This is a genomic window from Variovorax sp. F042 (genome assembly GCF_057814215.1).
This window is the reverse complement of record NZ_JBVASX010000017.1, coordinates 89,043-113,046: the sequence shown is the minus strand read 5'-3', so window position 1 is coordinate 113,046 and position 24,004 is coordinate 89,043. Positions and strand designations below refer to the sequence as shown.

General features: G+C 62.0%; 25 protein-coding genes and 1 pseudogene. 9 read left to right on the top strand and 17 right to left on the bottom strand.

What is annotated here, in order from left to right; genetic code table 11:
* Window positions 1-7: 7 nt before the first annotated feature.
* Window positions 8-2,392: a DNA polymerase II gene (locus ACZYSP_RS32150; protein ID WP_489018551.1), complete on the bottom strand. Its 2,385-nt coding sequence runs from the start codon at window positions 2,390-2,392 to the stop codon at window positions 8-10.
* A gap of 255 nt (window positions 2,393-2,647) precedes the next feature.
* On the opposite strand from ACZYSP_RS32150, the gene ACZYSP_RS32145 reads away from it, so the two are divergent.
* The 3 genes from ACZYSP_RS32145 to ACZYSP_RS32135 all read left to right on the top strand — a co-directional run bounded on the left by ACZYSP_RS32145 (window position 2,648) and on the right by ACZYSP_RS32135 (window position 5,428).
* On the top strand, window positions 2,648-3,094 hold the full coding sequence (locus ACZYSP_RS32145; RefSeq protein WP_489018549.1) for a hypothetical protein: 447 nt from the start codon (window positions 2,648-2,650) through the stop codon (window positions 3,092-3,094).
* A gap of 37 nt (window positions 3,095-3,131) precedes the next feature.
* Window positions 3,132-4,541 carry an IS701 family transposase gene (locus tag ACZYSP_RS32140; protein WP_354338100.1) on the top strand — a complete coding sequence of 470 codons (1,410 nt, stop codon included), beginning with the start codon at window positions 3,132-3,134 and terminating at the stop codon, window positions 4,539-4,541.
* Window positions 4,542-5,110: 569 nt separating this feature from the next.
* Window positions 5,111-5,428, top strand: coding sequence for a hypothetical protein (locus ACZYSP_RS32135; protein WP_354338098.1), 318 nt, complete (start codon window positions 5,111-5,113; stop codon window positions 5,426-5,428).
* A gap of 20 nt (window positions 5,429-5,448) precedes the next feature.
* Here the strand turns inward: ACZYSP_RS32135 and ACZYSP_RS32130 are convergent, their stop codons facing one another.
* From ACZYSP_RS32130 to ACZYSP_RS32105, 6 genes are read right to left on the bottom strand one after another with little or no spacing between them, the layout of a single operon-like run.
* Complete coding sequence (locus tag ACZYSP_RS32130) at window positions 5,449-6,135, bottom strand: GntR family transcriptional regulator (protein ID WP_354338097.1); 687 nt, start codon at window positions 6,133-6,135, stop codon at window positions 5,449-5,451.
* Between the two features lie 42 nt (window positions 6,136-6,177).
* Window positions 6,178-6,843, bottom strand: coding sequence for an amino acid ABC transporter permease (locus ACZYSP_RS32125; RefSeq protein WP_489018546.1), 666 nt, complete (start codon window positions 6,841-6,843; stop codon window positions 6,178-6,180).
* 6 nt (window positions 6,844-6,849) lie between these two features.
* Window positions 6,850-7,530, bottom strand: a complete 681-nt coding sequence (locus ACZYSP_RS32120; RefSeq protein ID WP_354338094.1) for an amino acid ABC transporter permease — start codon at window positions 7,528-7,530, stop codon at window positions 6,850-6,852.
* A 24-nt stretch (window positions 7,531-7,554) separates the two neighbouring features.
* Window positions 7,555-8,406 (bottom strand): transporter substrate-binding domain-containing protein, encoded by an 852-nt coding sequence (locus ACZYSP_RS32115; RefSeq protein WP_354338093.1) that lies wholly within the window; start codon window positions 8,404-8,406, stop codon window positions 7,555-7,557.
* A gap of 50 nt (window positions 8,407-8,456) precedes the next feature.
* Entirely contained in the window at window positions 8,457-9,389 is a 933-nt protein-coding gene (locus ACZYSP_RS32110; protein WP_354338092.1) for an aminotransferase class IV, read from the bottom strand.
* 30 nt (window positions 9,390-9,419) lie between these two features.
* On the bottom strand, window positions 9,420-10,208 hold the full coding sequence (locus ACZYSP_RS32105) for an amino acid ABC transporter ATP-binding protein (RefSeq protein ID WP_354338091.1): 789 nt from the start codon (window positions 10,206-10,208) through the stop codon (window positions 9,420-9,422).
* A gap of 298 nt (window positions 10,209-10,506) precedes the next feature.
* On the opposite strand from ACZYSP_RS32105, the gene proC reads away from it, so the two are divergent.
* Both proC and ACZYSP_RS32095 read left to right on the top strand, forming a co-directional pair.
* Entirely contained in the window at window positions 10,507-11,424 is a 918-nt protein-coding gene (gene proC / locus ACZYSP_RS32100; protein WP_354338089.1) for a pyrroline-5-carboxylate reductase, read from the top strand.
* Between the two features lie 96 nt (window positions 11,425-11,520).
* Window positions 11,521-11,877 (top strand): type II toxin-antitoxin system RelE/ParE family toxin, encoded by a 357-nt coding sequence (locus ACZYSP_RS32095; RefSeq protein ID WP_354338087.1) that lies wholly within the window; start codon window positions 11,521-11,523, stop codon window positions 11,875-11,877.
* Window positions 11,878-11,927: 50 nt separating this feature from the next.
* Here the strand turns inward: ACZYSP_RS32095 and ACZYSP_RS32090 are convergent, their stop codons facing one another.
* Both ACZYSP_RS32090 and ACZYSP_RS32085 read right to left on the bottom strand, forming a co-directional pair.
* A complete protein-coding gene (locus ACZYSP_RS32090) occupies window positions 11,928-12,758 on the bottom strand; it encodes a prephenate dehydratase (RefSeq protein WP_354338086.1) in 831 nt (276 codons plus the stop codon).
* A 990-nt stretch (window positions 12,759-13,748) separates the two neighbouring features.
* Entirely contained in the window at window positions 13,749-13,967 is a 219-nt protein-coding gene (locus ACZYSP_RS32085) for a hypothetical protein (protein WP_354338085.1), read from the bottom strand.
* A gap of 71 nt (window positions 13,968-14,038) precedes the next feature.
* Here ACZYSP_RS32085 and ACZYSP_RS32080 point away from each other — a divergent pair, with 71 nt between their 5' ends.
* A complete protein-coding gene (locus ACZYSP_RS32080) occupies window positions 14,039-14,803 on the top strand; it encodes a hypothetical protein (RefSeq protein ID WP_489018541.1) in 765 nt (254 codons plus the stop codon).
* 446 nt (window positions 14,804-15,249) lie between these two features.
* Here ACZYSP_RS32080 and ACZYSP_RS32075 read toward each other — a convergent pair.
* Window positions 15,250-15,363 (bottom strand): annotated as a pseudogene (locus ACZYSP_RS32075) (JAB domain-containing protein); the annotation flags it as partial.
* Window positions 15,364-16,354: 991 nt separating this feature from the next.
* Window positions 16,355-16,927, bottom strand: a complete 573-nt coding sequence (locus ACZYSP_RS32070; protein ID WP_354338082.1) for a helix-turn-helix domain-containing protein — start codon at window positions 16,925-16,927, stop codon at window positions 16,355-16,357.
* 189 nt (window positions 16,928-17,116) lie between these two features.
* On the opposite strand from ACZYSP_RS32070, the gene ACZYSP_RS32065 reads away from it, so the two are divergent.
* Window positions 17,117-17,449 carry a helix-turn-helix domain-containing protein gene (locus ACZYSP_RS32065; protein ID WP_354338081.1) on the top strand — a complete coding sequence of 111 codons (333 nt, stop codon included), beginning with the start codon at window positions 17,117-17,119 and terminating at the stop codon, window positions 17,447-17,449.
* Between the two features lie 33 nt (window positions 17,450-17,482).
* On the opposite strand, the gene ACZYSP_RS32060 is transcribed toward ACZYSP_RS32065, so the two are convergent.
* The 5 genes from ACZYSP_RS32060 to ACZYSP_RS32040 form a co-directional block, all read right to left on the bottom strand.
* Entirely contained in the window at window positions 17,483-17,980 is a 498-nt protein-coding gene (locus ACZYSP_RS32060; protein WP_354338079.1) for a tyrosine-type recombinase/integrase, read from the bottom strand.
* Window positions 17,869-18,210, bottom strand: coding sequence for an Arm DNA-binding domain-containing protein (locus ACZYSP_RS32055; protein ID WP_354338077.1), 342 nt, complete (start codon window positions 18,208-18,210; stop codon window positions 17,869-17,871). The genes ACZYSP_RS32060 and ACZYSP_RS32055 overlap by 112 nt, the downstream gene beginning before the upstream one ends.
* A 354-nt stretch (window positions 18,211-18,564) precedes the next feature.
* The gene (locus tag ACZYSP_RS32050) at window positions 18,565-18,891 is read right to left on the bottom strand and encodes a 4-fold beta flower protein (protein WP_489018604.1); all 327 of its coding nucleotides are present in this window, start codon (window positions 18,889-18,891) and stop codon (window positions 18,565-18,567) included.
* 221 nt (window positions 18,892-19,112) lie between these two features.
* Window positions 19,113-20,123 carry a ParA family protein gene (locus tag ACZYSP_RS32045; RefSeq protein WP_489018537.1) on the bottom strand — a complete coding sequence of 337 codons (1,011 nt, stop codon included), beginning with the start codon at window positions 20,121-20,123 and terminating at the stop codon, window positions 19,113-19,115.
* The gene (locus tag ACZYSP_RS32040; protein WP_489018535.1) at window positions 20,120-21,325 is read right to left on the bottom strand and encodes an ATP-binding protein; all 1,206 of its coding nucleotides are present in this window, start codon (window positions 21,323-21,325) and stop codon (window positions 20,120-20,122) included. Before ACZYSP_RS32040 ends, ACZYSP_RS32045 begins: the two co-directional genes overlap by 4 nt.
* A gap of 372 nt (window positions 21,326-21,697) precedes the next feature.
* On the opposite strand from ACZYSP_RS32040, the gene ACZYSP_RS32035 reads away from it, so the two are divergent.
* On the top strand, window positions 21,698-22,864 hold the full coding sequence (locus ACZYSP_RS32035; protein ID WP_489018533.1) for a tyrosine-type recombinase/integrase: 1,167 nt from the start codon (window positions 21,698-21,700) through the stop codon (window positions 22,862-22,864).
* On the opposite strand, the gene ACZYSP_RS32030 is transcribed toward ACZYSP_RS32035, so the two are convergent.
* Entirely contained in the window at window positions 22,861-23,169 is a 309-nt protein-coding gene (locus tag ACZYSP_RS32030; protein ID WP_489018531.1) for a hypothetical protein, read from the bottom strand. The two genes, ACZYSP_RS32035 and ACZYSP_RS32030, sit on opposite strands and share 4 nt — an antisense overlap.
* Before the next feature lie 145 nt (window positions 23,170-23,314).
* Between ACZYSP_RS32030 and ACZYSP_RS32025 the strand changes: the two genes are divergently transcribed.
* A complete protein-coding gene (locus ACZYSP_RS32025) occupies window positions 23,315-23,968 on the top strand; it encodes an HNH endonuclease (protein ID WP_489018529.1) in 654 nt (217 codons plus the stop codon).
* Window positions 23,969-24,004: the final 36 nt, after the last annotated feature.

Here is a 24,004-nt window from a genome sequence, read left to right as displayed (position 1 = left end):
GATCTCGCTAGAAGAGCCCGCGCTGTGACGTCGTCAAAGCCATGAAGCTTTCTCCAATGGGCTGAAGAATGGCATCGGCAATCGGCTGAAGCTGCCTGGTCAGGTAGTGCTCGTAGTCGATCCGGGACTGACGAATCTCCATGGGTTCAGGGCCGCTGCGAGTCATGACATACCGGATCCAGCCGCCGTTCTGATACTGCCTGGGTCGGTTGACCCGACTGTTGTGATCGTCGGCAATCCTTGCCGCACGTACCTGCGGCGGTACGTTGACCAGGTAGGCATCGAGGCGGTGGCGCAGGCGCTTCCTGTAGATGAGCAGGTCGTCCATCTTGCCCGCCAGCATCGACTGCGCATAGTCGGTCACGAACTCCTTGTAAGGCTCGTCGTGGAAGATGCGCGAAAGCAGCCCCTCCTGGAACTGGCGCGCCAACGGGGTCCAGTCGCTGCGGGCCATCTCGAGACCGCGGTAGACCATCTCCTCCTTGCCGCTGGCGTCGACGCTCAGGCCTGCATACCGCTTCTTGCTGCCCACATCCGAGCCGCGAATGGTCGGCATGAAGAACTTCTTGTAGTGGGTGTCGAACTCGATCTCGAGAAAGTTCTGCAGGCCGTGCTCCTCGCGAAGGGAGTTCGTCCACCACGCATTGATGTCTCTCACCAAGGTGGTCGCGACGGCATGCGCGTTCTCGTTGGTGTGGGTACGCCTGAGCCAAATGAAGATGGAGTCGGTGTCGCCGTAGATGACCTCGTAGTCCCGGTCTTCCACGAATTCGCGCGTGAGCTTCATCATCTCGTGGCCACGAAGGGTAATGGCGGACACCAGCTTGGGATTGAAGAAACGGCAGTCGGCCGCACCCAGCACGCCGGCGAAGGAATTCATGAGCAGCTTCAGGGCCTGGGACAGCGGCTCGTTCTTCGTTCGCTTGGCTTCGTCCCGGGCGCGCCAGAGCGTGGTCACGATTTCCGGCAGGCAGTGCTTTTCGCGCGAGAAGACAGTTCCCTGCGGGCCCTTGACGAGCGTGGCCGCGTCGCCAGCGTTCGAGCCCTCGATGAAGCCGACCGGATCGACAAGGAAGGTCCGGATGATCGAGGGATAGAGGCTCTTGTAGTCCAGCACCACGACGGAGTCGTAGAACCCCGGCTTCGAGTCCATCACGTAGCCGCCGGGGTAGGCCTTGCTCGCAATCTCGCCCACGTTCGGCGCCACGTAGCCCTGGCGATGCATCCGCGGCAGGTAGTGGTGGCTGAACGCGGCGATGGAGCCACCGAAGTGGTCGGCCTGCAGGCCCGTGGTCTGGGCCCGCTCCATCACGAACTGCAGCAGCTTCGCCTTGTCGAAGATGCGCAGGACCAGTTCGCAGTCCCGGATGTTGTAGAGCGCGAGCGCGGGCTTGTCTTCCTGGTACCGCCGCTCGATCTCCGCCATCTTGTCGTACTCGTCGCCGATGGCCTTGCCCTCGCCCAGCAGCGTTTGCGAGACGGTCTCCAGGCTGAAGGAGGGAAAGCTCCACACGGCGGCCTTGAGGGCGTCGATGCCGTCGATGATCACCCGGCCGGGCATGGGCGCGAACAAGTAGCCCTGCTTGCCCGGATGGGTGCGCCATTCAATGGGCCGCCGCTCCCGCCCCAGAAGGAGCTGCGTCCCGCACTCGTTGGCTGTCTTCTGAAGCACTCGCAGGTCGAACTGGATGACGTTCCAGCCGATGATGACGTCCGGGTCGTTTCGCTCGAACCAGTCGTTGAGCCTCTCGATCATGGCCTTGCGGGTCGGGCAATAGATGAGCGAAAAGCCCGTGGCCCCACCCGACCCGGACGGCGGCGCGGGTGGCGGCTCTCCCAGCATGAACACGACACGGTCTTGCGTCCCATCCAGCGCAATGGAATAGAGCGCCTCATGCTGGCTCGTCTCGATGTCCAGCGACACCACCTTCAGCACCGGCCGGAACTCGGGCGCTGGCCTGAGCTTGCAGTCGACGATGGTGGAGCGGTCTGCGCGCCCTCCTTCCACCAGCACGCCAGCGGTGATGAACCGTTCCATCAGGTAGCGATCGTGCGGGCGCACATCGGCTTCGAACAGGGGAATGCCCTGTGCCTGGAGGGCGCGCATCAACCGGCCGAGTTGGCGGAAGTGCTTCGCATAGACACCGGTGACGGGTTCCTGATGAAAAGTCTTGAGCTCGAGTTCACGCATCTGCAAGCCTGGCATGGCCACGAGGTGCGCTTCTACCGCCGCCCTGTGCCGGGTTGCGACGAATGCGACGGAGGTCTGGGCGGTCAGGACCACTTTCACCGGACCCGCATCCGTTGCCAGCCAGTACTCGATCTCCGTGCCGGCGGGAGCATCCCGCCAGTGGCGAGTGAGGATGAAGCCCTTGAGTTCGGTGGACGTCACGAGAGCTTGGCGAATCGGATAGGACAAGAGAGCGGGCTTGGAGTGGCCGATTTTCGCCCGGCTATGTCCAATTGCTGTCTGTGCAGGCGGAGGCCAGGCAGTCCCGTGTCATCTGCCCCTGCTGGAGGTCAGCCGTGCTTGTGCAAAGCAGGCCAAAACGAATCAGTTCAGTACAACAATAAAAGGGGGCAATACAAGGGGCAAAGTATCCGCCCTGCCCGCAAACCCGTGTGAATACTGGGTTTCTGGCGAAGTGTGTCCGCACAGTACTCAGTATCTATTCGGTCTTCCCGACCATTTCCCTCATCTTCCACCATCCTTGTCACCAAAAAGAAGCACTCTAGCTCATGGCACATATCGAGCGGCCAAGCAACGCCCGCGCATGTCCGTTTCGCAGCGATTGCTGGCGTTCGAAGGGTTTGTGATCACCGCACCCTGTTCCGCATCTATTCCGATCTGGTTCGGGCCAAGGACAGCGATGACTTCGAAGGAATGGGGGTGCTACTTTACGATCTCAAGTATGCATCGCAGACCCATTTGATGGTCGAGAACGTGCGCTTCTATGTCTACCTGCAGCAGCAGTACTCGATCGACCGCGACACGTCTGCCTTCATCGCCGAGCTGCGCAATTGCTGGACTGCTCGCCAACGAATGACTCGAATTTTCTGTGATCCAAACCTAGTCTTACTGTGTCATAAATGAAATAATGCGATCCTCTCGTCTTCGCACCGGAGGATTGATGAATGCAGCCGAGCGCTTCGATAGCTACCTGGAGCACCTGAGCGCAGGCTTGGGTCACACGGACCGGCATGCGGGCCTTCGCGGTTACTGCACGGGCCTGATGCTCCCCCTGTCGCGCAAGAGCGTGGAGCCTATGGCCGCGCGGGTGGATCCGACGCATGCCAGCGCGCGGCACCAAGCACTGCACCACTTCGTGGCCAAGGCCGAGTGGTCTGACACGCAGATGCTGCGGCGCGTGTGCCAGTGGGTGATGCCCAGGATGGACTTCAGCCAGGGCGGCTGGTGGATCATCGACGACACCGGATTCCCGAAGAAGGGTCGCCACTCGGTCGGTGTCACGCGCCAGTACTGCGGGATGCTGGGCAAGCAGGACAACTGCCAGGTGGCCGTGAGCATCTCGCTTGCAAGCAAGCAGGGCAGCCTGCCCGTGGCTTGGCAGCTGTACCTGCCCGAGGACTGGGCGGCAGATGCTGAACGCCGCGTCAAGGCCGGCGTTCCCGATGAAGTGCGCTTCGCCACGAAGACGCAGATCGCGTTGCAGCAATTGCGCACGCTGTTGGACGAAGGTGCACCGCGCCATTGTGTGCTGGCCGATGCCGGCTACGGCGTGGACAACGCCTTCCGGCAGGCGCTCAGCGACATGAGTTTGGTCTATGCGGTCGGCGTCACTTCAGCTGTCGTGGTCTGGCCGCCCGGAGTCCAACCGCTGCCACCCAAACCTTACAGCGGCATGGGCCGCCCGCCAGTGATGCCCAGACGCACGGCGGCGCTGCAGCCCATGAGCGTCAAGGCATTGGCGCAGTCGCTGCCAAGCCGAGCGTTCCAGAACATCAGCTGGCGCGAGGGAACCAACAACACACTGAACGGCCGCTTTGCGGCCGTGCGGGTGCGCCACGCTGGCGGCAATACGGGCAAGGCACGTCTGCGTCCCGAGCAATGGCTGCTCATCGAGTGGCCGGCAAGCGACGCTGAACCGAGCAAGTACTTCCTGTCCACCCTGCCAGAGGACACGCCGATCAACGAGTTGGTCGGCGTCGCCCATCAGCGCTGGCGCATCGAGCGCGACTACCAGGATCTGAAGCAGGACTTCGGTCTCGGCCACTATGAGGGCCGAGGTTGGCGGGGATTCCACCACCATGCCGCCTTGAGCATCGCGGCCTACGGGTTCTTGATGGCTGAACGCCTCGTCGCCGACAAGTCTGTCGGCGGTAAAAAAAACTTCATCGAACGCCAAGTGCCTGCCCTTCCCGAGGATTACATCCCCCGCGGCAGTCCTGCGCGCGCAGCGCCACGTGGCGATGTTGATCACGACACTGCGCCATCGACTGAGCTACCAGCTGATCGCTCGTCTCGGCCAGTGCCCCTGCTGCGGAAGGGCAAGCGAAAAACTGCTCTTGTGACACAGTAAGACTAGAGCGGCATCACAACAACATCATTTGCCAGATCGCGAACCGCTCAAAGCCGGCCAATTTAGCTGCACTACCAGTCCCACTGGTCGTGGTTGGTCATCAAATCAAGCTGCCATCGCTCCCGGGTTGGCGGTCGTAGAGCGCTTGCTCCAATGCATCGAGGACGAAGGCCGTACACATCGAGCTGCTGACCCGCCAGCCCACGATGCGCCGGGCGTGTTGATTTCCGCGCGTACCTCATCCCCATTGGGTCAAACAAACACGGAAATCCACAGCCGAGTTCACCTTGACGATAGGGCCAGGTAGCAAGAGCGACCCAAATTCGCGTAGGGCCGTCTATGGCGAACGAATTCCGTCACGGCACCGATAGACATGCTCGAAAAGCGCAGGCAGCTGACGGAAGACTGGTCTGTGTTTGTGAGCAGCAATTCAAGCGGCAGCCTCCCCAGAATTGCTGAAAAACAGGCAAAGCCGGCTTGGCCGGTCTGGTTCTCCCCTCCTTCCTCCATCGCGGCTGATTCTCAGCCGGTGGGCGCGCGCGTGGAATTTCCCCAGAAGGCCCACACACATGTCGAATCATCGGCAGGGCAACGCTCGTCCGAAGTTTGCGCTTGGCCGCATCTACGCCACCCCTGGCGCGCTCAAGCTGTTGGAGCGCTGCCAGCAAGGCGCTCACAAACTCCTTGCTCGACACGCACGGGGCGACTGGGGTCTTGTGCATCCGGACGATGCAGCGGCCAATGAGCACGCCGTCGGCCAAGGGCTGCGGATCATTTCCAGCTACATGGCCGGCGCCCCGGAACCGATGCGAAGCAATCACCGCTTAATCGATGGCGCCCATCCGCTCGACTTTGCCCTGTGCGACGAAGGTGATTACGCAGGGTAGAAAGTAGATCCCACGAGTGCCTAGATGAGTGGCCTGCTGATAGAACGAGACATGAATTCGATGGTGGCAAGACCGCGACTGAGGTGAATGTCGAGCTCTTCCAACAGCTCGTCGAGATCGTCACCCAACGCCACGTCGAGGAAGCGCCGGTGGTTTTCCTCGAAATCGACCTTGGGCGCGTGCGAGATCTGGCAGATGGCGAAGCCGAGCTGGATCTTCTGCGTCATCTGCTGCCACAACGCCGGCATCAGATGGTTGCCGCATCGCTCGTAGACCAGACCGTGGAAGTGCGCCTCGGCCCTGATTTCCTCGGTGAGGTCGCCGCTTGCGACGGCTTGCATCATCAAGTCGAAGCGAGACTGCAGTTCGTCGCGAAACGCGCAGTCGCGGTGCGGCCAGAGACTGGTGTAGGCCTGCCGTTCGATGACACGGCGCACCTCGTAAACATCGCGCAGGACTTGCGCGTTGATGTCGGTCACAAAAGTCCCGGCGTAGGGCCGGTTGACCACGAGCCCCGACTCGATCAGCTCGCGGATCGCTTCGCGTAGCAAGCCGCGGCTGACGCCAAACTGCGTTGCCAGGCCGCTTTCGACCAGCTGCGTGCCGGGTGCGATCTGCCCTGCAAGGATGGACTTCCTCAGCGCCGCTGCCACGTGGTCTCGCCTGGTGACCACGGGAACGGGGTTGAAGGTTGGAAGGGTGGACATGTCTTCAGTGAAGCTGGTAGGTCGCGAAGGGCGTGCGCGTCATCAGGCGCGAAGAGCAAAGCGCTTCTCGAACCGCGAGGCCCAGAACGCACCCGGATAGATCAGGACGAAGTAGATCACAGCGACCGTCGTCAGCGCCTCCAGCGGGCGGTAGTAGGCCGAACTGAGCGCGCGGCCCTGGTACATCAACTCCTGGACGGCGATGACCGAAGCGATGGATGTGTTCTTCGCCAGCTCGATGCCCCGGTTGGTGAAGGCCGGCAGCATCCGCGCGAGCACCTGCGGGACGATGATGCGTCGCAGTGCCTGTGCATGGTTCATGCCCACAGCGCGGGCGCCTTCCCACTGCCCGTTCGGAATGGAGGCCATCCCGCCGCGGAAGATTTCCGAGCAGTACGCAGAGGCATTGAGGATCAGGCCGCACAGGGCCGCCGCGACGGGGCTGAGCTGGTAGCCCGTCAGGATCGGAAATGCGTAAAAAAACCAGATCAGCTGGATGATCACGGGCGTGTTGCGAAACACTTCCACGTACACCCGTGTGAGCGCGCGCAGTGCACGCAATCGCGATCGCGCGCCGAGCGACATGGCGAAGCCGATCAGCATCGACACCGGGAAGGCAATGCCCCAGAGCAACGCGGTCATCCCCAGCCCCTTCAGGAGCACCGGATAGTTCTGGACGACCGACGAAAAATCCCAGGTGAAGTCCATGATCGATCAGCTCGCGGGAAGAAGGGTGAAACGGGACAGGCGTCGCTCAAGCAGATGCGCAAGGAAGCTGAGGAACAACAGCGACGCGAAGAAGATGCCGGCCACGAAGGTGTAGACCTCCAGCGGCCTGAAGGTGATCGAGTTGACCTGCATCGCCTGGTACATCAGGTCGGAGTACGCCAGCGTCGAGGCCAGCGCCGTGGTCTTGATCAGCTCGAAAGAGCGCTCCAGAAAGGGGGGTAGCATTCGCTGCACCGCCTGCGGGAGGATCACGCGGCGCACCACTTGCGCCGGCTTCATGCCGATCGCTCGGGCCCCCTCCCACTGGCCGCGTTCGACCGAGACCACGCCGCCGCGAATGACCTCGGCATAGAAGGCGCCGGACTGCGTCGACAGCGCAATGATGGCTGCCACGTACGGGTCGAGGCTCACGCCGATCAGCACGGGCAGGCCGTAGAAGGCCCAGAAGAAGTGAATCAGCGGCGGCGTGTTGCGATAGAACTCAGTGAACCAGATGGCGGGCAGCTCCAACCAGCGGCGCCTGGACAGCCGCATGATCGCCAGCACCGCGCCGATCGCGACCCCCATCAGGATCGCCACCGCCGCGATCTTCAGAGTGCCGAAGGCGCCGGCCAGAAGCATGTCGCGGTGCGCCCAGACAGCGCCGAAGTCCCACTCGTAGTTCATCTCGAAGCTCCTGCAGGGAGGGCGTTACTTTTCCAGCGCCTCTTTGGTCACGCCGGGCAGCGTTGCCGCGTCCAGTCCCTTGGTCTTCAGGTATTGGGCATACAGCGCCTGGGTCTGGCCCGAGGTGTAGAGCCTGGAGAACTCGTTGTCGAGGAAGTCGCGGAAGGCCGTATCCGGTTCGCGGCGGATGCCGGCGCTGGTAGGCAATGCGACGACGGGCTGGGGAATCTGCACCTTGCCCTTGTGGATCTTCGAATACGCGATCACGAGCGCGGGGTGGTAGAACGCGATGCCGTCGACACGCCCGGACATGAATGCAGCGATCGTCTCGTCGGTGTTCGTGAAGCGCTCCAGCTTGGCCTGCGGGATGCGCTTGGTCAGATCGCGGTCGGTTGCGGTTCCGAGGGCGACGCCGATCTTGATCTCCGGCTTGTCCAGGTCGCTCCAGGTCTTGGCGACCAGACTGTCCTTGGTCAACACGCCCTGCGCGTACCAGAGCAGCGGCTTGGTCGGGAAGTCGATGGCCTTCTTGCGTTCATCAGTGGCATCGAGCACGAACATCACATCGATCTGACCGGCCTGCAATGCGGCCACGCTGTTGCCGTAGGTCGTCTCGACCGGAACGAGCTTGACGCCAAGATCCTTGGCGATGGTCTGGCCGATCATGAAGCCCAGGCCGGTCCAGGTGCCGGTGGCGGGGTCTCGGTAGTACCAGGGGTCGCCCTGGGCCACGCCGATCTTGAGTTCGCCAGCCTGCTTGATCTTCTGCAGGGTACTGGTCTGTGCCCAGCTCGTCATCGTCGCAAGCGAAAGAAGGAATGCCGTTGCGATGGCGAAGAGTGTTCGCATGCCCGGGCGTTGAAGGGAGAGATTCATTTCGGGGTCCTTGAAAGGTAGCTACAAAACGGAAACTGCTGCAGAGCCGATCACTCGATCTGGCCGATGTACTGGCGGTAGAGCGCGTCCAGGCGCGCGGTGATCACACCGCTGCCGCCACCACCACCGATCGCGCGCCCGTCGATCTGCGAGACCGGCGTGATGCCGCCGAGCGTGCCCGTGACGAAGGCTTCTTCGGCGTTGTACATGTCGGCCAGCGTGAAGTCGCCCTCGAAAACGGGCATGCACGCCTCGCGCGCAAGACGCAGGACCGTGGCCCGGGTGATGCCGTTGAAACAGTACTTGCCGGAAGAAGTCCACAGCGCGCCGTTGCGCACGATGAAGAAGTTCGTCGAGTTGCAACTGGCGACGAAGCCCATGGGGTCGAGCATGATGGCCTCGTCCGCGCCGGCATTGATGGCCTGTATCAGCGCCTGGATGAAGTTGAGCCGGCTGTGCGAGTTCAGCCGCAGGTCGAACACGTCCGGCGTGCTGCAGCGCACGGTCGAGGTGAAGAGATTGAGGCCGCGCTTCTTGGCTTCGGCCGCGACGACCTTGTGCTCGGCCACGCAGACGATGGTGGGGCCGCCGATGACAAAGCGCGGGTCCTGGTTCGGTGTCTTCTTGACGCCACGCGTGACCATCAGCCTTGCGTGAGCACCATCGGTCATGCCGTTCTTCTCGAAGGTGGAGGTGATGACAGCCTTGATCTGCTCCCTTGAAAGGCCGATGTCCATCTGTATGGTGCGCGCGCCTTCGAGCAGGCGCTCCACGTGCGCGTCGAACGAGACGACATTGCCGCGGACCAGGCGCACGCCCTCCCAGACGCCGTCGCCGCACACGTAGCCGGCATCGAACACCGAGATGCGTGCTTCGGCGCGGGGAACGAATTCGCCGTTGACGTAGACCAGCACCCGCTCGTTGCGGTCGTCGGGCAGATATGACTGCGAACTGGTTTTCGAGGCTTGGGGGGATGTTTGCATGAAGAGGCTCGATATGAAGGAGATGGATGCTCAGAAGTTGAAGGCTGTGAAGCGCTCCAGAAAGCGTTGCGTGCGCTCCCGTTGCGGGTGCTTCAGCACCTCGTCGGGAGTGCCGGTTTCGTAGAACTGGCCATCAGCCAGGAACAGGACCCGGTTTGCGTAGTGATAGGCAAAGCCGAGCTCGTGGGTGACGAGCAGCATGGTTCGGCCTTCCTGCGCCAGATCGCGAATCACGTTGAGCACCTCGCCGACGAGTTCAGGGTCCAGCGAAGAGGTGGGTTCATCGAAGAGCAGGACTTCGGGGTCCATTGCCAGGGCGCGGGCAATGGCCACGCGTTGCTGCTGGCCGCCGGAGAGCCGCCCCGGATAGGCATCGGCCTTGTGCGCCATGCCGACCTTTTCGAGTTGAGCCATGGAGCGCGCCCTGGCTTCGTCTGCGGGCATCCGAAGGACCGTGATCAGGCCTTCCATGACGTTCGCCAGAACGCTCATGTGCGGAAACAGGTTGAACTGCTGGAACACCATGCCAACCCGCTTGCGGACTTCGGGGAGTTCGCCGGCGGCGTAGCTCATCTGCAGGTCGGCCTGGGTCGACGACCGGGCGGGCTTGCCTATCGTCTTGCCGCCCAGCTCGATACGGCCGGCGCTGGGCATCTCCATGAAGTTCAGGCAGCGCAGCAGCGTGCTCTTGCCGGAGCCGCTGGAGCCGAGGATCGCGATCTTGTCGCCCTTCTGGACGTCGAGGTCGATGCCGCGCAGGACATGGTTGTCACCGAAGCGCTTGTGCAAGCCGGTGATACGGATGATCGGATCGCTCATGCTGGGATCTCAAGAGAAGGAAGCTGGATTTTTAAATGATTGTCGAACAATCGACAATCGGGTTTTCGATCATTAGGCAAGTTCTGCGCCAGGAAAAGATCGCAGACTGGGCGTCCGATTCGTGAAAAAAGCCGTTCAGGCTTGACGGACGTGCCCAGTCCGGTTGCCAAGCGCCCGCTTTGGGCTGCGGGCACTTCGCGTAGCCCAATGGCGCTTAACTCGGCATGCATGTCGTCTTTTGGTGATTAATTCCGGCACGGGCCGCCGAGGATCAAGGATCGACCTTGAAAGACCTCGAATGCACACACTCATCATCTTCATCGGCGGCGGACACATGGCGACCGCGATGGTCCGGGGGCTCTTGGCCGGCCGATGGCCCGCGACCGATATTTCGATCGTCGAACCGAACGAAGCGCAGGCCGCGCACCTGCGGCAAAGCCTTGGCGTTCACGTCCTCCAGCAGCTGCCAGACGAACCGGTCGGTCCGCATGCCGTGGTGCTCTGGGCCGTGAAGCCGCAAGTCCTGCGAGGCGTTGTAGGTGGCGCTGCGGGTCGGCTGAAAGCCGCACTCCACATCAGCATTGCGGCTGGCGTAAACACCGCGAGCCTTTGCGCGTGGCTGGAATCGACGCGCGTGGTGCGCGCGATGCCCAACACCGCGGCCATCGTGAATTCGGGTGTCACGGGCTTGTTTGCCGCCGCGGCGGAAGTGACGGCCTCGGACAGGACGCTGGTCGAACGGATCGTTGGAGGAATCGGCGCGTTCTTCTGGGTGTCAGGCGACGAGGCCATGGACGCCGTCACCGCCGTGAGCGGCAGCGGCCCGGCCTACGTCTTCCACTTCTTGGAAGGATTGCAGGCGGCGGCGGTGCAGCTGGGCTTCGAGCCTGCCCAGGCCAAGCGCATGGCATTGCTGACCGCGGAAGGAGCAGTGCGCCAGGCGCTTGAGTCGGACGAGGCCCTGAACGTCCTGCGCGAACGCGTGACCTCGAAGGGCGGCACCACGGCTGCAGCGCTGGCGATCTTTGACCAACATGACGCACAAGGCACAACGGTGGCGGCCGCGCTAGCCGCCTTTCAAAGAGCCCAGCAACTGGCTGGCAGCGGCGGCAACCAAAGCAGTTGCGCATATCCCGAATTGGGAGCCAGCGTTCTGCTAGCGGGGGGCAAACCGCAAGTGCACCAGCCCGAAGCTCGCGGCCAACTGCGGCTATGACACCTGGCGCCTCCACCAGAGGATGCACGCGATATTGCGAACTTCAGCCTGGAACGGGCGCAGGCGCTCGCAGCGACCTGCTCCAATGGGCGAAACATGGGCCCCAACTTCGGCGCAGCCCTGTTCGCCAGCCACCAGTCCAGGGGCGGTGTTGCAATGCATTATTGCACCGGCTGGCCGACGACCGTGGGCCACAAGCACCCCGCGGTTCAAGAACTCATCAAGCGAAATCCCGATGCCGGTTCGCCACGTCTTGAGGTCGAACTGGGGATGCCCGGCCTGCACTCATGGAGACTGTCCCGCCACCCCTACCTGATCGTCTATTTCCGGCATCCAGATTTCGTGGACGTGGTGGATGTGGCACACACGCGCACCGACTACGTCGCCGCGCTGATCCGCTATCTTGGGGCCGCCCTGAACCATCCTGTTTCAGGCGAACACCGTCTGTCTTGAAGCCCTGCAGGTCTGATCCATCCCGTTGTACGCAAACGCGCGGCCCATGTTCAGTATCTTCGGGGATAGGAGCCGAGAAGCCGGAACTCCCCGTGCTCCGCCAGCAGCCTGGCGATCTCCGGCTGCGAGGCATGGCCCACGACATCGATGACATACCGGTGTCCCTCCAGGGATCTCTTGCCCGGGCGCTCGTAGATGGCGAGCACCCGGGCCGAGCCCGTCAGCGCCTGCAGCGAACGCTGGAAGCCGGCTTCGTCGATCGTCAGCAGCAAGCTGGTCTTGTCGTTGCAGCCCGGCGCGGGCATCGCGTGCCCCAGCACCCACCATCGCGTGGTGTTGTGAGGCCCTTCCTCAATGCCGTTGACGATCGGCGTCAGACCGTAGAGCCGGGCCGCGCTGGGCGGCCCCATGGCCGCCGTGTCCGACCCCGACCCTTGCGCCACCAGCTTCGCCGCGGCGCCCGCGCTGGCGGCGGCCCTACGCTCGACCTCGGGCATCTCCAGGTCGAGCCAAGGCTTCACCTCCTCCAGCGCCACGGGATGCGCGATGACCGTGCGGATGTCCTTCCTTCGAACGCCGGGCTTGGCCAGCAGGCTGTAGCCCAGCACCTTCGTGTATTCGGCCACCACGTGCACGTCCTCGAACGCGAGTACGTCGTCCAGGTAGGGCGTGGCCCCGACCACCGACGTCGTGACGGGCACGCATGCCCTGGCGACGGTCTTTGCGCGCAGGGCCTGGAAGAGTGCCTCCCGATCAAGCGCGACCAGCTCCGAGTCGCCGAAAAGTTCCATGCAGGCCTGATGGGTCCAGCTGCCTGCCGGCCCCAAGTAGCCGATGCGGGCACCGGCGGTGCAGATACTCATGGAGAGCATGGTAATCATGACGGCGCATCCGACAGGAATTTTCATGATCGGGGCAACACGAGAGAGAAAGAGGTGGTGTGAAACGCGCGGAACATCCGGCGCGCGGCAGGGAAGGAAGGCGCGATGATCCGGTCACCAGGCGTGCCTGGCAACGCTTGCATCGCATGCACCTGCCGCGCATCGCCGAGAGACCCGGGCGCCAAGCGCCAGGCCCATCGGCATTGCGTGGCGCTCAAACCGCTGCAAGCCGCGAGGCCGCCCACGCGAGGACCGGGCAAGCGCCGCGCGCCTTGCGCTCCATGTCCACGCGGCCGATCGGCATGAAGATGCCTGTATGCCTCGGATCATGAGCTGCCGCACTCTCAGCGCCGACGATCAGCAGCGGCGGCCAGCGTTCGCCGCGAGCGCATCGGCGCTTACCGGGCCTTGCGCGCATCGACGGCCCCAGTCCGACCGGGGAGCCACGGCCCTTTCGAACGCGGGCATCTTGCGCGCCGCGATGAAAGTGAAGGCGACCTCGTCCTGACGCGTCGCCGGCAAGATCTCCATCCGATCGGCGCACAACACCCGCAGCCGGGCGTTTGTGCGGGCCGCGGGCCCTACGAGCACGGCATCACCCAGGCGCTGCCGGGCTAGGCAAGGTCGCCGGCACCGGCAACTGCAGTCACCTGATGTTTCGCGCCGTCGGCCATGAAATCTGCGTACGGCGCACCTTCATGACAGATCTGCCAAGCCGCCAAGCCACAACAGCGCGCTGTGAAGAACCCGCAGGATGCGAACACCATCCTTGTCGCCCCGAGATGCCACGATGCACGGCTTGCGACGAGCCACAAGTTCTCGTGTTCCTTCGATTCGCCCTAGACGCCCCACCCTCTGAAAACCGCAGCAACACCAGCACTGGCGCAGCAATGGTGCTCGTCCACCGAAATCGCCGCGCATGGATCATCCTTCTCGATGAATCGAAGATCCGCTCGCGGTCGTCCATCGCCAGCGGCGACCATTCCAGTCTCACGCGCCCCCCTTCCCCACCTTGAGCAGCGCGGCCGCACGACGCCTGGCGAAATGCGCTTCGACCTGCTCATGGTTCACGCCAGGACGCGGATCATCCAGGGCTTCTCCCCCTGCCTGCATGGGACCTTGCAGCTTGAGTCTCATCGCCGCGCCAATGCGACACCAAGTCGACGCGGCCCAGGAGCAGGCAATTGCCTTTTCGTCGTTAAGATGCATTTCTTAACATTCAATGGAGGAAAGTGGTTGTGGGATTCCCGAATAAGAAGACAGCGCACACGACGGCCAGTATGTCGTTGAAGGTTGTATCCATTGCCGCCGTTTTGAGCCTGGTCGGTTGCGGGACGCCGCCAACCGATGTGAAAGAGGCGAATGCGAATCCCGATGCATTCCTGGCCAAGAACTACACATTGCAGGCGCTTCGCCCCGCCTACGTCGAAACCTTGAAGGCAGTGGGCGCCTCCGGCCCCACCAATTTCAAGGAGATCACATTCAAGTTCGACCACCGTTATCGCAGCATCGGAGCGACCGAGGATTCGGTCACGGCGCCACAAGCCACGTACAGGCCCCTGGGCAATGGCTTCTTTCAGCATGTCCGAACACTCGAGAACAACGGATTCCTCGTCAATCGCTCTTTCGAGTTGACCTTCCTGGGTGTCCTCAGTCTCAAGAAGGAGAATGCAAACACCGGGTCGAAGGTCACAACGTTTGACTCCGTCGTCAAGGAAGTGAAGCCCTTCAAGCTGGATCCTGCGAAGCTGATACCGGGAAGCAAGTTCTCTGTCGACTACGGCAATGCCTTCCCCCTTCAGGAGTTCAACTTCCGCTGGTCGAAGGTCACCTGCACGACCGAGAAGCTCGGTGCAGCGTCGGAAGTCCATCCGAAGATTCGGGGCAACGCAGTATGGCTCGCTTGCAACGCGACGCACGAGTCGGGTGGCGAGTCGAAGTTCACGAACGTGTACCTGGCCCAGTACGGCCTGATCATCGCGACCAAGTACGCCGATTCAAGGCTCACGGCTGCCGATACCGTGGCTGACTTCATCGAGCGATAACGTACAGCGACCGGTGTCGCCCTCGAAGGACAGGTCGGGAATGCGTGTGCATTCGACCGCACATCTGCCCGACTGTTCGCTGTGGCAGTCCCGTGCGTCTGCGGCAGCACGCGGCATTTGCGGAGTGACTCGAGCAGAAAACGCTGGCGCCAGCATGCGGCGAGTTGTGTTCAGAGAAGAGAAGCTGCTTGACCTCGCGCACGGCCCGGCCACCGTAGCTGGCCCATAGCGCCTGAAGATCCAGGCAAACCCTGCCACACCGCAAGCGATGCCCTGGAGCGGGCGCCCATCTCTTCGCGCACTGCAAGCGAGAATGCGATCCCCATGGAAGACTGGATCAGTCTGAACGACTGGAACCCGAGCGAACGAATGCTCAGGGAGTGAGCGTACGACGAGCGCATCCAGCTGGCTGATCAAGACGCCGACCTGGTCCTGCATCGAGAGGAGTAGACGCCCGTTTGCGTCAGCGTGCCGCGAAACAGATCCTCGAAGGCCAGCAGCGTGTGGCGCGCATCGAGGAACAGGACCGCGAAGCTCTCGTGCGCCTGTCCTGCGAAGTGCCAGGGCCGCCAATGCCGAGGTGATCGAACTCTATTGGCGCATCGCGCCAATACCTGCATCGGCGCATCGAGGCCGATGGCTGCGCCAAGGGAACCGTGGAACAGTTGGCTGCCCACATCGCCCGGCGCGAACCAGCGCGGCTCCCGGCGGCTCGGTCCGCCGTCCGCCCGGGGCGCCGCACACCTGCAGGCGCTTGAAGCGTCGCAGAAATTCAACGCTGCGCTCGATACGTATCTCGATGCCTTGAAGCCCACGAGGTAGCTTCGCTTCCTATTCGCCATGGCCTGAAGAGCGCTGGTGCACATCCCCGACGGTCTGGGATATCTCTACGTGTCCATGTTGCTCAGCACATTGACCCCGCGGTACGGCACGCCCGTACGCCGTTGCGCGGCATCCCGCGCGCCGCCGCGCGCGTCCACCGCTCCCGGAACACGGGCTCGCCCTGCGCGAGCATCGCGGCGATCCGGTCGGTGACGGCCTGCCGCACGTCGGTGCGCCCGCCCCGCCGGCACAGGCCCCCGGGGATGGCTCTTCGCCTTCGTGCATGCCTGCTGGCGGTGAGCCCTCGGGGGGCACGGGGGGAACGCCCGCGGCAGTCCGGCCATCCGCCTGGTGCGACTGCGAGATCGATGAGGATGACGACGACGATGAAGGCGTGGCATGCATGGCGCGTCCTTTCTGCGGGCGTGCCGCGGCGCGTGAACATCTCGTCTGCTTTCGGAGCCGCCTCGACGCAGGGTCCGCGCGCGAACGGACCGATGTCCAGGGACCGCCCGGAAGCCGCAGCCGAGCAACGCGAGGACCGGGTGAGGACGGTGGTGCAGCCCTGGCCCTAGACATCGGTGCCCAACGCGCGATGCGTCGGTCAGGAGGCGGCCCCGCAAGCAGATGTCGCGCACGGCCTGCACTGCACAGAAGAACCGAACAATGCGTGCACCGCCTTCCGACCGCCCGGCGCCCTCCGCGCAGCGAAAACAGCCCGCAGCCCGCCTACTCGCGCAGCGTGAACACCACCGACAGGTACGACACCGGCTGGACCTGGATCGCCTCGATCCCATGCAGCGCCGTCGCATCGAACAGCAGCGAATCCCCTGCCCTCACGGCAACCGTCTTGCCGCCGTAGCGGTAGGTGACCTCCCCGGACAGGAAGTACAGGAACTTCAGGCCCGGATGCTGGAAGGTCACGTAGGGATCGGCGCCGGGCAGCAGCGTGACCAGGTAGGGCTCGACGAACAGGTTGCCCGACAGCAGGTGACCCAGCAGCTCGTAGCGGTAGTCGGCAACGGCACCGATGCGGTCGACAAGGACACCGCGCCCCGCGCGCACATGGCAGAAGTCCGCGCGGCGCGCCTGGTCCCCGAAGAAGCGCGAGGTCGGCACATGCAGCCCTTGCGCGAGGCGCTCCAGGGTCTCCACCGAAGGCGACACCAGACCTCGCTCGATGCGCGAGAGCATTGAGGGGGAAATCCCCGAGGCCTGTGCCAGCGCACCGGCGGACAAATCAGCCGCCATGCGAAGCGCCCTCACCTGCGCGCCGATGCGCGCCGCGGACAGGCTGCGCACGACAGGTGCAGGTTGCCTCGATCGGACACGCGTCACCGAGGCCGGCAGTCGTAAGGGTCGGGCGCTGGGGAAGGGAGACGCAGTCGCTCGATTGGGCACGTTAAACAACCTGTCGCAAGGCGAAGTTGCCTAATTCAATTCTACGTTAAACGTAGAGACAGGTAAAGCAGACATTACGAGTATCGTAGAGTGTCATCCAGCCCTACCTCTCCTCGCTCCGTCTTTGGCGCTCGCCTGCGACTTGCCAGATTGGCTGCCGGGCTTCCTCAAGACAAGCTGGGCGTAAAAGCGGGACTAGATGAAGGTACGGCGAGCGCACGCATCTCTCGCTACGAGAGTGGTATCCACGAGCCGAACGCTTCGTTCGCAAACCGACTTGCGGACGAACTTGGCGTACCGGTTGCCTATTTCTATGCAGCAGACGACGAACTGGCCAAGCTAATCCTCTGGTTTGGCCAGCTGAGCACGAAGCAGCGAAAGTTGCTTCTCGAGTTCGCCAGTCAGCTCAAATCATCTTCTTAGGTTCTGGCGTCCATTGTCGGCCACGCATCGAATTCAACTACAACGATGCGATCCGGACACTGGAGCGGCGCTGCCGCCAAAGGAATGGCACGAGCTCGCGGATGAGCCTCGCATCGCCGTCAACACATCCATGGGATACCGCGAACCTGCTCGGCGCGCTCCGGCCTCTTCTGCCGGGATACTAGCCATCGGCTTCTTCGTCTTGCGCGCGATGAGCACGCGCGCAAGACCGGCCGCACCGTGCTGCTGAAGAAGGCCGGCGTCCTGCGCAAAGTCGAAGACCGCCGAGATGCGACTCGCCACCCGATGCCCGGTTTCGATCTTCCCGCCGGCTTTCGCAGCCCGCACCACCGTGACCAGCTCCGACCGCGGTATGTCATTGATAGGCCGGGAGCCGAGCAACGGAAACGCATACCGCTCTAGCGTGTTCTCCACCTGTATCTGATGCTTGCCGTTGGAGAGCGTCGGCAGCTTCGCTTTGAGCCAGTCACGTGCCACTGTCTCGAAGGTCGGCGCTGCAACCACCACCATGGCAGGCATCCCCCACGAGCCGCGGCGTGCCCTTTGCGCGCGTCTGCCAGGCTCACAGCAGGGTAGAGGCCATAGGTCTTCGTCTTCTGCTTTCCGGCGGCGGTGTAGTTCGCCCGCCAGCTCTTCGCCCCGGTCGGCGAAACGAACAAGTAAAGGCCGTGCGCGTCAGCTAGCTTGTAAGCCTTCTCGCGTGGTTTGGCCGCATCAACAGCTTTAACGGTGAGTGTCATGGTATCGGTTCGAAAATACCATGAGTGATGCCACATTTGGAGCTTGGCTAGGAGCAGTCCGCGCAAGACTGTGCCAGACTTAAAAAGACGCATCTCCCAATGAAAAAGTCCCGTCGCATGGACTGCGCGGGACTTTCAAGAACTGCCAAAGATGAATTCTGGCGGAGAGTGTGACCACTAGACAGATACGCCACGACGTGTCACGCCAACTCACGCCGCCCTTAACTCTCAAATTCCTTAGCGGGGCCGCGCTATCAAACCGTCGCGCGAGACCTCAACCAATCACGCTAGTTCAGATGGGTGGGGGGATGGGGAACGCTACCCGACGCTAGGCGGCTGCGGCCTCTTGACTACTCATTGAGTGAAGAACGACTCGTCACTCAGTGCAGACCATGCAATCTGCCGAGCCGGCCGTCCTGGTCGGGCTTCCCTGGCCGCGCGAGCAGGCCTCGCATGACGAGCGCTTCGTGCCGGGCGCGCCTGACGACCGGGCCGACTGGGACCTCCAGAAGCCAATTCAGAGAACAGCGCGGCTCGACCTGATCGATCCCAAAGCCAGCCATTCTGAAGCCACCCAAGCCATTTTCCGGTGAACGAATAGACATGCTCGCCATCGTGCAACCAGCCGACAGGCTCCCCGGTGTACAAATATAAGTACTCTTGGTCGCGTAGGTAGCACATCGCACGACCGCCCTGATCGTAGAACGCCAGGAGATCTGGAAGCTCTTCACCGTTGTCCTGCATGTCTATCTCCACCGTTACGTGTGGTGCAATCTATCACGCTGACCGCAAGAAATTCGATCCAATTCGCTCGCGTCAACATGCGTAGAGAGATGGGAAGCGAGCCTGCAGAACCAGCGGTACGTTCGCCGTCGTCCCAGCCCGACAAGCATGCGTTGAAATTACAGTTCGTCGTCGGGAATATCGATGTCAATTCTCTTCGCGATTTCCAGCCCGAGTAACTTGAAATCACCATAAGCCTTGTTTACCGCGTTGGCATGAGAACCGATAGCTCCATCTGCCGCGCGCAAGGAGAAGATCGGCTTACGAGCCTCCTGGGCTAGCGGCATCAAACTGTTGTAGTTCTTCAGCATCGCCAAGCAATATGGATCACTTTCGATCGATGGAACCTTTGTGGAGGTCCTATTGAGCACACTATGCCTAAATTCTGCCGGTATCTGATCTAGCCAGCGCGTGTACGCTTTAACAGGGCGAGTCAGTCGAACACCATGGCGCATTGCTATGTAGCCAACAGGGGTCATGTCGCCCGATGGCAAATCGAACTCTGGCGCTTGCCAATCGCCGCGGCGCCTATTCCAACCCGTACGCCAGTCACGCAATGTTGGTCCGAGGTTACGCAACCCCTGCAAGGAAAAGAGGTCCGCTCCCAACGGGACGACCACATGGTTGCTAGCCAAAAGTGCCGCACGATTGATGGCACCCAAATTTGGCCCAACGTCGAACAAAATCAGATCTGCGTCAAACCGCGAAGCCGCGTCTTGAGCGGCTCGCCAGAATGCCGTAAGAATCCGAAAGGGTCTGGCCTTGTTCTTATCGCTCAGCGCATCCGTCCACGTGGCGGAAAGCTCATCCTCGAAGCCGGACAGACCAAGGTCTCCAGGAATCAAAGCCAATCGACGGTTGATCTTTTGATACTCGACGGGCTCAAAGTCGCCAACATCTAGCAGCGGCTTGACGCTTCGAAAAATTGTTGAAGCGCCGGCATCGTCCTGCCACAAATCGGCGAGTTGGTCTTCATCTAAAAAGGCAGCCGTCAAGTTTGCTTGCGGATCCAGATCCACAGCCATCACACGCAAACCCTGCTCTGCGAACATCCACGCTAGGTGGTAAACGAGTGATGTCTTGCCGACACCGCCCTTATTGTTGAAGAAGGTCAGGACTGGAGTTGTCATGCTGATCTCCTGACGGTAACGAGGACATGCGTATCACGCGGATCGAACTCAGGCGCTGGATTTCCGTTCTCCGCTAGCAACCTGCGCGCGGTGGCAATACCCACACCAAACCGCTGGACGTAGCCCAAGACCTTCATTGCCTCGGCCAAATGCGGGTTTCTATAGTCGGTTACCCCTGGTTGACCGAAATTTTGAACTGTGACGATGCCATAAGGCCCACCCGGGTTGACAATTTCTATGCGATCTGAGAACCATGTAAGGCGGATAGGGGCATTCGTGCCCTCATAGCTGCGATGCATGATGGCATTCCGCACCAATTGCTGCAACGCAGCCAACGGATAGTCAAAGCGCCGCCGCTCAGTGCTCGCAGAATGCAAATCGATCGATGTTGAAATGTTGGCCTTGAGCTTCTCGTCAACTCGATTTACGACCTCGCCCAAGCGGCCATCGATCGCGGCTTCATCGGTGATCGGCGCGTCCAACTCAGTCCCATCGAGACGCAGGAATTGCACGTACGCACAGGGGATAAGGTCTCGCGTCCGCGTACTAAGCACGAGGCTACCTAGCACTGTGGGCACCGCATCCTCAATCGACTCAATCATTCGGCAGGAGCTAAGCCGCTCCTCATAGCTGCGGTGATTGGCCTCCAGTACATCCGCCGAGAATGCGCCAGCGAGATACTCGCTCTCAAAAACGCCACGACTGATATCTGCGAGAGTAGCGAACGAAACCGGCTGAAGATCGAACGGGAGGTTTTTGTGCCTTCTACGCTCGTTAAGGATCCGCTCGTCTTGTGGATTTGCTATGTCGCGGCGTGGGCCGGTCCGTATATATGTGCGCCCCTTGTATCGAACCGGCGGAGCATCCGCCGGCAACACAGTAATGACGGCTACCTCCGCCCCGCGCAAGACGCGCTTTTCCACGCTCATGCTGGGAATTGGCTGAATATTTCCGTCGCTTCGAATACTCGCGAGGGTCAGCAGCAACTCGTCGGTAATTCGAAGATTTGTGGGTGTTCCATCGTCCCGAACACCAATGAATGCCACCCCCTGCCGCCCGTGCCCGGGCAGATCATTGGCGAACGCACACACAGCTTGTCGCACCTTCTCAGGCGCATCACCATTAAAGGTCTCCTTCCGCTCAGCTCGGTCAGATTCAAGATCGGCGAGCAAACTATCAAGCTCTTCGTCTGACAATCTCATTTGATCTTTCTTTGATGTGCGTGGATCTGGAAAAGACTGCGCTCTAAAGGCATAGCGCTCGTCAATCGGCACATCCGCCGCGGTCCAACGACAATCGCGGACCAAAAAACCAGGACCGCGTAGACGTAAAACACAGGCAGCCGCTCACAGCATCGGGTACGGAACGCAACAGCGCGTCACTGCCCTCTCGTCCCACTAGTCTAACTCGCCGTTGTCAATCAGCGACAGCGTCAATTCGGCGGATAATCTCACGTCGTCTCGTGCCAAGTCACGCGCGTGACTGCCTCTATATTTTCCTCGGAAACCTCGTGAAACTCGCTGGATCTAAGGCGGTTTTCATTGATGGGGACATAGATGGGTAAGGCTAAAGAAATGGGTGCGCTAGAGGTGTCTCGGATCACCCGGCGCGGGATGAACTTCGTGGGCGGTGTGGCCGGCCTCGGCATGAACGTGAACGCCGGCGGCTCGCGTAGCTGGGTCCTGCGGGCCCGGTTCGGGGGCACCCGCCGGGACATGGGGCTGGGCGGCTACCCCGACGTGCCACTGGCGCAGGCGCGCGAACTCGCCCGAGAGGCCCGGACACAGATGCGACTGGGGCTGGACCCCATCGAGGAGGGCAAGAAGCTGCGGAGTGCGCTCATCGCGTCGCGCGCCGCGGCCATCACCTTCTCTAAGGCCGCGACCCTCTACATCGAGGCGCACGAGGCCTCGTGGAAGAACGCGAAGCACCGGCAGCAGTGGGAGAACACCCTGAACACCTACGCGAAGCCGGAGATCGGCTCGCTGCTGGTGCGCGACGTCGAGCTACCGCAGGTGTTGAAGGTGCTGGAGCCGATCTGGAAGGAGAAGACAGAGACGGCGTCGCGGCTGCGTGGCCGGGTCGAGTCGGTGCTGGACTGGGCGACGGCGCGGGGCTACCGCACGGGGCCGAACCCGGCGCGCTGGAAGGGGCACCTCGACAAGCTGCTGCCGGCGCCGGGGAAGATCGCGAAGACGGATCACCACCGCGCCCTGCCCTACCGGCAGATCGGCGAGTTCATGGCCCGGCTGCGACAGGCGGAGGGTGTCGGTGCCCGGGCGCTGGAGTTCACGATCCTGACCGCGGCGCGCTCGGGCGAGGTGCGCGGGGCGACGTGGGCCGAGTTCGACCTGGACGGCGCACTGTGGGTAGTACCGGCCGAACGGATGAAGGCGAAGAAGGAGCATCGCGTGCCGCTGTCGGAGCGGGCGGTGGAACTGCTGCGAGCCCAACTGAAGATCAGCCACAGCGGCTTCGCGTTCCCCGCGCCGAAGGGCGGGATGCTCAGCGACATGACCTTAACGGCCGTGCTGCGCCGGATGGAGGTGGACGCAGTGCCGCACGGGTTCCGCTCGACGTTCAGGGACTGGTGTGCCGAGCAGACGGACTACCCGAACGAGGTCGCGGAGATGGCGCTAGCTCATGCGATAGGAAGCAAGGTCGAAGCGGCTTACCGGCGCGGCGACCTGCTGGAAAAGCGGCGGCAACTCATGCGCGACTGGGCGGCCCATCTCGGCTAGTACTTGGGGATTCGCGGAATCACCAAGCAGATTTCTTTTGCCTCGTTCGTGGAGAAATCCGCTGCGCGTAGCTCGATCTCCAACTCCTCGACCGTTTCACCCTCGACATGAATCTCATCGCCGTCGGAAATAACAGCAGGAAAAACGTGTTGAGGGGCTTGACTCGGGATGTGAATAACAGCATCGCCCCGCTGGATAGTGACGACTCGGTACCCGCCCTCCGGATGCTCCTGCAGCTTATAGGGCCTTCTGGTTTCATTGGTCGTGCCTTCAGCAAGGGGCTTCCACTCATAGGAACTGCTCATCCTTCGTCTCCGTGGTTCTGGTGGAAAGGTATATGCGGGCCCATGATATGCATTCAAGACCACCACAGATCAAAACTGGCCGCGACGTAGGTAGCTGAATGGCCTGCCATGTTGGAATGGCGCTTCAGCTAACGCACGCTTATCCATGCCACCTCCACCTGACCAGAAAGACACGGCCAACGGCTGCAAAGTGGTGCCGTCGGTGCTGAAGCCCATGACGGAAACCGAAATGGCAGACCTGTTCCGCGCGCTCGCAGAAGACGGGCCCGCAATGCGTCGTCGTGTCAAGGGTGACGTGATGTTGATGGACTATCCCGACTACCTAAAGTCGGCACGGTGGAAGCGCATCAAGAAGCGAGTGCTGGAGCGCGACAACAAGACTTGCCAATGTTGTGGCGGGCGGGGCGACGTGGTCCATCATCGTAGCTACGAGCGGGATGTGATGGAGGGACGCAACGACGCATTGTTGGCCACAGTCTGCAATGGGTGCCACAACATCATCCACTTCGCCGATTTTGGGGAACCACGCAGTGCGGCCGAGGCAGATGCTGTCTTCCTCACTGGCCAGAGGCAGCCGAGCATCCCGCCAATTGGAAAGATTGATCTGCGCAGCCCAAAGATCAACTATCCCGGTGACACGACGCGGGTCACATCCCTCCAAATGAGATTGTTCGTGGAGGCCTTCCACGCAGCGTGGCGCCACCAAACTTCTGCGCGGAAGGCAATCGTCGAAAAAGCGGCGGCGCGCCGGGCTGCAAAGCTTGCCGCCGGAGGCGGGTCATCCAAGCCCGCGGGATGAGCTAGCCGCTCTTACATCGTCAGCGCGCCTGCAAGT

Bases quoted from the DNA above. Each gene is read 5' to 3' on its own strand.
- ACZYSP_RS32140 (WP_354338100.1), top strand. From the start codon at position 3,132: ATGAATGCAGCCGAGCGCTTCGATAGCTACCTGGAGCACCTGAGCGCA.
- ACZYSP_RS32135 (WP_354338098.1), top strand. From the start codon at position 5,111: ATGTCGAATCATCGGCAGGGCAACGCTCGTCCGAAGTTTGCGCTTGGC.
- ACZYSP_RS32130 (WP_354338097.1), bottom strand. From the start codon at position 6,135: ATGTCCACCCTTCCAACCTTCAACCCCGTTCCCGTGGTCACCAGGCGA.
- ACZYSP_RS32125 (WP_489018546.1), bottom strand. From the start codon at position 6,843: ATGGACTTCACCTGGGATTTTTCGTCGGTCGTCCAGAACTATCCGGTG.
- ACZYSP_RS32120 (WP_354338094.1), bottom strand. From the start codon at position 7,530: ATGAACTACGAGTGGGACTTCGGCGCTGTCTGGGCGCACCGCGACATG.
- ACZYSP_RS32115 (WP_354338093.1), bottom strand. From the start codon at position 8,406: ATGAATCTCTCCCTTCAACGCCCGGGCATGCGAACACTCTTCGCCATC.
- ACZYSP_RS32110 (WP_354338092.1), bottom strand. From the start codon at position 9,389: ATGCAAACATCCCCCCAAGCCTCGAAAACCAGTTCGCAGTCATATCTG.
- ACZYSP_RS32105 (WP_354338091.1), bottom strand. From the start codon at position 10,208: ATGAGCGATCCGATCATCCGTATCACCGGCTTGCACAAGCGCTTCGGT.
- proC (WP_354338089.1), top strand. From the start codon at position 10,507: ATGCACACACTCATCATCTTCATCGGCGGCGGACACATGGCGACCGCG.
- ACZYSP_RS32095 (WP_354338087.1), top strand. From the start codon at position 11,521: ATGGGCCCCAACTTCGGCGCAGCCCTGTTCGCCAGCCACCAGTCCAGG.
- ACZYSP_RS32090 (WP_354338086.1), bottom strand. From the start codon at position 12,758: ATGATTACCATGCTCTCCATGAGTATCTGCACCGCCGGTGCCCGCATC.
- ACZYSP_RS32085 (WP_354338085.1), bottom strand. From the start codon at position 13,967: ATGCATCTTAACGACGAAAAGGCAATTGCCTGCTCCTGGGCCGCGTCG.
- ACZYSP_RS32080 (WP_489018541.1), top strand. From the start codon at position 14,039: ATGTCGTTGAAGGTTGTATCCATTGCCGCCGTTTTGAGCCTGGTCGGT.
- ACZYSP_RS32060 (WP_354338079.1), bottom strand. From the start codon at position 17,980: ATGGTGGTGGTTGCAGCGCCGACCTTCGAGACAGTGGCACGTGACTGG.
- ACZYSP_RS32055 (WP_354338077.1), bottom strand. From the start codon at position 18,210: ATGACACTCACCGTTAAAGCTGTTGATGCGGCCAAACCACGCGAGAAG.
- ACZYSP_RS32050 (WP_489018604.1), bottom strand. From the start codon at position 18,891: ATGTGCTACCTACGCGACCAAGAGTACTTATATTTGTACACCGGGGAG.
- ACZYSP_RS32045 (WP_489018537.1), bottom strand. From the start codon at position 20,123: ATGACAACTCCAGTCCTGACCTTCTTCAACAATAAGGGCGGTGTCGGC.
- ACZYSP_RS32040 (WP_489018535.1), bottom strand. From the start codon at position 21,325: ATGAGATTGTCAGACGAAGAGCTTGATAGTTTGCTCGCCGATCTTGAA.
- ACZYSP_RS32035 (WP_489018533.1), top strand. From the start codon at position 21,698: ATGGGTGCGCTAGAGGTGTCTCGGATCACCCGGCGCGGGATGAACTTC.
- ACZYSP_RS32030 (WP_489018531.1), bottom strand. From the start codon at position 23,169: ATGAGCAGTTCCTATGAGTGGAAGCCCCTTGCTGAAGGCACGACCAAT.
- ACZYSP_RS32025 (WP_489018529.1), top strand. From the start codon at position 23,315: ATGCCACCTCCACCTGACCAGAAAGACACGGCCAACGGCTGCAAAGTG.